At 70.3% G+C, this 6616-nt stretch carries 4 protein-coding genes; all 4 read right to left on the bottom strand.

Annotated elements, in window-relative coordinates:
• Positions 1-397: 397 nt before the first annotated feature.
• The gene (locus GVY64_RS19565; RefSeq protein WP_159843413.1) at positions 398-1768 is read right to left on the bottom strand and encodes a GAF domain-containing protein; all 1371 of its coding nucleotides are present in this window, start codon (positions 1766-1768) and stop codon (positions 398-400) included.
• Between the two features lie 125 nt (positions 1769-1893).
• Positions 1894-3345 carry a mycofactocin dehydrogenase MftG gene (gene mftG, locus GVY64_RS19560; protein ID WP_159843411.1) on the bottom strand — a complete coding sequence of 484 codons (1452 nt, stop codon included), beginning with the start codon at positions 3343-3345 and terminating at the stop codon, positions 1894-1896.
• A 97-nt stretch (positions 3346-3442) separates the two neighbouring features.
• On the bottom strand, positions 3443-4843 hold the full coding sequence (mftF, locus tag GVY64_RS19555) for a mycofactocin biosynthesis glycosyltransferase MftF (protein WP_159843408.1): 1401 nt from the start codon (positions 4841-4843) through the stop codon (positions 3443-3445).
• A gap of 231 nt (positions 4844-5074) precedes the next feature.
• Positions 5075-6613 carry a mycofactocin radical SAM maturase gene (gene mftC / locus GVY64_RS19550; protein ID WP_159843406.1) on the bottom strand — a complete coding sequence of 513 codons (1539 nt, stop codon included), beginning with the start codon at positions 6611-6613 and terminating at the stop codon, positions 5075-5077.
• Positions 6614-6616: the final 3 nt, after the last annotated feature.

Genomic DNA, 6616 nt, shown 5'->3' with positions numbered 1-6616 from the left:
CAGAGCCTCCTACCCGGCGGAACAACGGCTGTCCGAACGCTTTTGGGCAGCACGAAGAAGCCGCCACACCCGGCTGCCCAGGCCGGGCGCATGGCGTCGACCACCACGTGCGATTCGATGAGAGCGCGAGCGATGCGAAGCGCACTCGCGCGAAAGCCGCCAATCCTCCAACGTCATCGCCGTGGAGCGGGCGCCACGGCTATGTCAGCTACGTCACACGGTCCTCATCCGTGCAGTGCGAACATTAGGCGCTTCGTTAATAAAAAGGAACTATTTGCACTAAAAACTTCTGGACGGACGTCCAACGCGGCTACCAGGGCCGGAAGCGGAGGCACACCGCCCCGTGCGATCGGCACACGATCGCGGCGACGCGCTGCCACGCCGATGGCTGTGCAGATTATGAGCCGAAACGTTGCATTCGCGTTGCATCGGCGCCCAGGCGGCGGTCCAGCACCCGGATCTTGGCCTCGATCTGCGCATACAGCGGCGAATCCCGATCCACCGTGGCTCGATAGGCCGCCCACGCGGCGGCGTCGTCGCGCCCCTCCGGACCCGCCGTCCATCGGCGCAGCACCGCGGTGTCGCCCGACGCCAGCACCGCGGTGCGCAATCGGACTCGGAGCTCGTCGCGAATGTCGATGATGCCCGGCGCGGTCGAGCGCGGCAGCACCGGCCCGGCATAAAGGCGCAATGCGGAGTCGACATCACCGGAATCGAGCGCGGCGCGCAACGCCTCCACATCGGTTGCGACCGGAACGCACAGACGGTAAGGCCGCGAGCCGAAGACACTCGGGCCCACCACCGCCCGCAGCCGGGACACGGCCGCGCGGATGGTGCCGTTGTCCAGATCGGTGTCGTCGAGCAGCAGCGCGAGATGATCGGCACCGAGCCCTTCGGGGTGTTCGGCCAGCAGCAGGAGAATCTCGGCGTGCCGCTGGGACAACGGCACCCGATCGTCCGCGACGCTCAACTGTGGCTGCCCGAGACCCAGCACGTCGAGCCCGAGCCGGCCCGCCGGATGCGGCCGGGCGGCGTCGCGCCGCCCGTGACCGTCGGTTCCGCGCTCCCCGGCGCGCATGGCGCTGAGCAGCAAGTCCATTTCCGCGGCCGTGGCGGTCGCTTTGACCAGCGCGAGGATCTCCGGCTTCGCCACACGGACACCGCCAGCGATCATCAGCACCCCGACCAGCCTGCCGTCCGGGTCGTGCACCGGCGCCGCGGCACCGGTGAGCTGGTGCATCCGATGCAGGAAGTGCTCCGGGCCGTGAATCCACGCGGCGCGCCCGGTGCGTACCACCAGGCCGACCGCGTTCGTGCCGATGCGTCGTTCACTGAGGTCGTCGCCGGCGCGCAGGCCGATCTCCGCGGCGGCCGCGACCTGCTCGGCTCCGCCGTGCACCGAGAGCACCCGGCCGAACTGATCGGCGATCACGACGATCAAACCCGTTCTGGCCGTGTCCTGTACGAGCAATTTGTCGATCAGCGGCATCAGCGCGGCGATCGGATGGGCCTGCAGATAGCGCTGCAGATCGGCGCCGCGCAGACCGCGCCCGTCGACCGCGTCCATCGGGTCGACGCCGCCGCGAACGCTACGCAGCCAGGACTCCAGTACGGCAGGGCGCAGCAAACCGGCGAGCCGGGCAAGTTGATCGCCGCCCGCACTGAGATATCCGTGCGCCTGCGCGGCGTAGGCTTCGAGCGCACCGAGTTGGGCGCCCGGCTCGACGCCCGGCCGTGGGGGTCGCCCACCTGCGATGTTGCTGACCATTTGCCTTTCTTTCCGCCCCAAACTGTACCGGCGCCGATAGGGCGGTAACGAGCGATGTTCGGCTTTGTCCGCCAGGTCACACCCGGTCCGCGTCCCGGAAGAATGTGACCGACCCTTCTTTCGCTTCACTCGGCCAGGTGTGCGGCTGCCTTTTCCGCGATCATCATGGTCGTAGCCTGCGGTCCGCGGCTCAGTGGCACAGGCACGATGGACAGATCCACCACCGACAACCCGGTGACGCCGTGCACCCGGCACAACTCGTCCACCACGGCCGCCGGATCGTTCTCCCGGCCCATCCGGCAGGTTCCGGACAGATGTTGCGATGTGGCGAGATTCGCGCGTAACCACGCGTCGAGTTCTCCTGGCTGCGGTATCGGGTCCACCGGCCGCGCGTTCATTCGTCGCAGCAACCCGCCCGCGGTCGCCACCGTGTCGCGCAGCCGCGCGCGATCCGGCTCGGCGGTGAGATAGCGGTAATCGATCAGCGGCGCGACGTCCGGTTCGGCCGATCGCAACCGGAGCACTCCGGCCGACCACGGGCGCATCAGCGTGACCCCCAGCCTGTGCACGCCGGGGGTGAACGATACGGCGTACGGGCGTATTTCGACGTCATCGAGCTCGAGCACGGCCTCCAGCGGGACGGCGGGCGGCTCGGCCAGTTCGAGCAGGTAGGAGATCCCCACTTCCGGATGGTCGCCGAGCCAGGCGCCGACCGGGGCGGCGTGCACCACCGGGACGCCCAACGGGCGAAGCTGCCCCGGGTCGCCGATGCCGGAGCGCAACAGCAACGCGGCCGACTCGATCGCCCCGGCGCACAGCACGATGCGATCGGCCCACTCCACGCCGCTCTCGCCGTCGCGCACGCACTCCACGCCGACCGCCCGGGTGCCGTCGAAGCGAATGCGTGTGACGAACGTGTCGCCGGCGACGGTCAGGTTCGGGCGGGTCAGCGCGGGCAGCAGATAGCCGATCGACGGGCCGATGCGTCTTCCTCCGTCGCAATTGCACGGCACGAAGCCGACCCCTTCCCCGCTGTCGGGGGCATTGAGATCGGACACCTCGGCGAACCCGGCGGCGCGGCAGGCGTCCATGAACGCCGCGCTGACCGGAGCGGGAGTCGAGGTGCGCGCCACCGGAATCGGACCGTGCGCACCGTGCCAGGGCCGATCGCCGAAGTCCAGGTCACGTTCGACCCGGCAGTAGTACGGGAGCACCGACTCGAACGACCAGCTGTCCGAGCCGCCGAGCACCCGCCCCCAGGCGTCGAAATCCGCCGCAAGGGCGCGGACGAAGTAGCCGCCGTTGACCGCCCCCGAGCCGCCGATCAGCTTGCCGCGCACGATCGTTCCCGGCACCGGCGGATCCTCGGCGAGAACGACCTCGTAGCGCCACAGCCACCCCGCTTCCGGGCCGATCGGCAGTGCCGCCGCGTCCAGCAACTCGGCGGGCATCGCGTCGAGGCCGGTCCACAGCGGGCCCGCCTCGAGCACCCGCACCGTCTGCGCCGGATCGGCGCTCAGCCGCTCCGCCAGGACGCACCCGGCGGTACCGCCCCCGACGATGAGCGTGTCGGCCATTCGGACTCCCGTTCAGTGTCTCGGCCCGGTCCGCTGCGCCGGGCGGCTGGGCGAGGGTGCGGGCAAGATCCAGGTCATCGTGGACGGTCCGGGTCGATCAGCGCGACGGTGTGGTGGGTTTCAGCGCTTCCACGCTGCGCGCTCGGTACGCGCCGAGCCACAGGCCGGTGCCGTAGGCGATGTCGTCGAGGCGCTTGTAGACCACGTAGCGCACCGGATCCAGACCGCCCGCGTCGCGGTGGGTGAACCAGTCGGCCAAGCCGTCCGCCACGGCCATGGTGATCGCGATGCGGCGGACGCGCCGCGAGAAGACCATCGCCAGCAGTGTGATCGGCCAGTAGTGCCTGCACATCGCCGAGGCCAAACGCCAGAGCCCGGCGAAGAAACCGCGGGCCAGATAGATCGCGGCGATCCGGGTGGGGTTGTCGAGCCCGGCGAAGACGCGGCGCAACCGAGCCAACGCGGTGATCAAAGTGATGATGCCGCCGAACAGTCCCCACTTGGTGAGCGTGGCGAACAGGAACGCGGCCAGCAGCGTCCAGGACGGCACCGACAGGGGTGACACCGTGCCCGCGTGCCGTTCACCCAGCGGCGCGGCCCCGGTGCCGTAGAAGAGCTTTCGGTCGAACCAGGCGCGAAAGCAGACCCGGTGGTCGTGCGCCACGTGTGCCGCGGGCTCGTAGCGCAGCCGCCACCCCGCCCGCTCCAGCCGCCAGCACAGGTCGACGTCCTCGGCGACATGCATCGAGTCGTCGAAGCCGCCTTGTTCCAGCAGCGCCCTGCGCCGCGCCAGCAGCGCCGCGCTCGGCACGTAGGACACCAGTCCGCGCGAGTGCACGGCAGCCTCCCGCCTGCCCAGATCGAGCGAGGAGCGGGTGTGCTCGTAGCGCGCCAGCGCGGTGGACTCCGGGTCCAGCGCGACGATGCGCGGGGCGACCAGGGCCACCCCCGGATCGCTGAAGTGACCGAGCATCACTTCCAGCCATCCGCTGCGCGGCACCACATCGGAGTCCAGGAAGGCGACGAAGTCGGTTGTCGCCGCCCGTAAACCGGCGTTGCGGGCGGCAGCGGGGCCTTGTTTGCGGTCGTGCCGCAGCACGGTCACCCGGCACCGGGTGCCGCGGTTGCGGGGGATCCGCACCGGCTGGTCGGACCCGTCGTCGACCACGATGACGTTGTGCCCGCGCAGCGCGGCCAGCAGCCGCGCCAGCCCCTCGGCGTTGTTGTGCAGCGGCACGATGACGGTGACGTCCTCCGGCGAGGGCAGCAGCCGCGGGCGGGGATTGGCCACTCCGGAGTCGAGCAGCCGTCTGGCAACGACGGCGGACTTCGGGCCGGTCACCTCGAGGTACCCGTCGCCGATCATCTCGGCGGCCTCCGGGGCAAGTCGCAGCAACCTGGCCGGCGAACCGCCGATCAGGACCCGCCCGCCGGAGTATGCGCGTACCCGAGGATCGATCCGCACCCCGAATCCGTCGGGCAGGCGATCATGGCGCATTCCTGGCATGCTAGGCGGACTTTCGCGGGTAGACATCAACAGTCCGGAAAAAACGGCAGATTTCCGGGCGAAACCGGCCCGGCACCGGAAGCGACTCGCGCCGCGCCGGATGCCGAGAGTTCGCCCGGCACCAATCCCCAGCATCCGGCAACACAACGGCTACCGCCAGGTCGTCGAGCGGACAGTGGCCATTTCCACACCATCAGCACACTTTTGGCAAACCGAATGGCGTCATGCCAGCGGATTCTCGTCGCAGGCCCGCGCCGGGCGGCGCTCGGGCGTGAATCCGGCCGGGCGCGTCGCGCTCAAGGTCAACGGCACCGGCCCGCTCCCGCGCCCGCCCGCCCGCGGTGTGACCCGGCGGGAGTGGTCGACCGACGAACGCGGGATCAGCCGCTCGGTGTCGGCCAGCGCCGCCTCGCCGTAGCCCTGCACGCACTCCGGGTCCGGACCGTCGGCGGGCAGCCCGGTGAAGAATTTCGCCGCCATGCAGCCGCCCCGGCAGGCGTCGTAGTGGCTGCACGACGCGCACGCGCCGCCGCCGCTGGGCTCACGCAGCTCGCCGAACAGTTCCGAGGAGCGCCAGACCGCCTCGAAACCACCATCGGTCACCACGTTTCCGGCACGAAACCGGTCGTGGATGGCGAACGGGCAGGCGTAGACATCGCCCACCGGGTCGACCAGACAGACCACCCGGCCCGCGCCGCACATGTTCAGGCCCGGCAGCGCCTGGCCGAATGCCGACAGATGGAAGAAGGAGTCGCCGGTGAGCACGCCCTCGCCGTTGCGCAGCAGCCAGTCGTAGAGCACGCGCTGCTGGTCGGGCGTCGGATGCAACTCGTCCCATACGTCCGCGCCCCGCCCCGAGGGCCGCAGCCTGGTCAACCGCAAGGTGGCGCCGTACCGCTCGGCGATGGCGCGGAACTGGTCGAGCTGCCCGATGTTGTGCCTGGTCGCCACCACCGAGAGTTTCGCGTCCCGGAAACCGGCCGCGGCGAGGTTCTCCAGCGCTCGGATAGCCATGGCGTAGGAGCCGGGGCCGCGCACGGCGTCGTTGACCGCGGCGTCGGCGCCGTCCAGCGACACCTGGACGTCGACGTAGTCACTGGCCGCCAGCCGGGCCGCGACCTCGGGCGTGATGCGAACCCCGTTGGTGGAGAACTTCACGCCCACGTGGTGGGCGGTCGCGTAGTCGACCAGCTCCCAGAAGTCCGGGCGCACCGTGGGTTCGCCGCCGCCGATGTTCACGTAGAACACCTGCATGCGCTCGAACTCGTCGATCAGCGCCTTGCACTGCTCGGTGCTCAGCTCGCGCGGATCCCGGCGACCCGAGGACGACAGGCAGTGCACGCAGGACAGGTTGCAGGCGTAGGTGAGCTCCCAGGTCAGGCAGATCGGCGCGGCGAGGCCGGACTCGAAGCGATCCACCAGGCGCACGGCCGCGTCCGACGGCGCCACCGCCCCCCAAGGCTCGCGCGTCCCGGCAGCCGGTGCGGGCGCACCGGCGGGCGCGCCGACGATCATGTCCGAATCGGCGAGCTGGGTCAGCGCTTTCAGATACGCGCCTGCACTCGCCTCCGGTACGCCCGCCGCGCGCAGGGCGGTGCGGGCCGACGCGTGCTCCGGCAGCGACCGGACGATCTCGACGATCCGCGGATTTTTCAGGAAGGACAGCTTGCGCGTGCCGAAGTGGTAGAGCAGCGCGCCGAACGGCTCCGGACGCAGCGCCACGCGCGGGTGCAGCTGCCAGCGGGTATCGAGATCGAACATCGT

Source organism: Nocardia sp. CY41 (assembly GCF_009829325.1).
GTDB lineage: Bacteria > Actinomycetota > Actinomycetes > Mycobacteriales > Mycobacteriaceae > Nocardia.
Note: the sequence above shows the minus strand (reverse complement) of the source record. Positions and strands in the feature narration are given on the sequence as shown.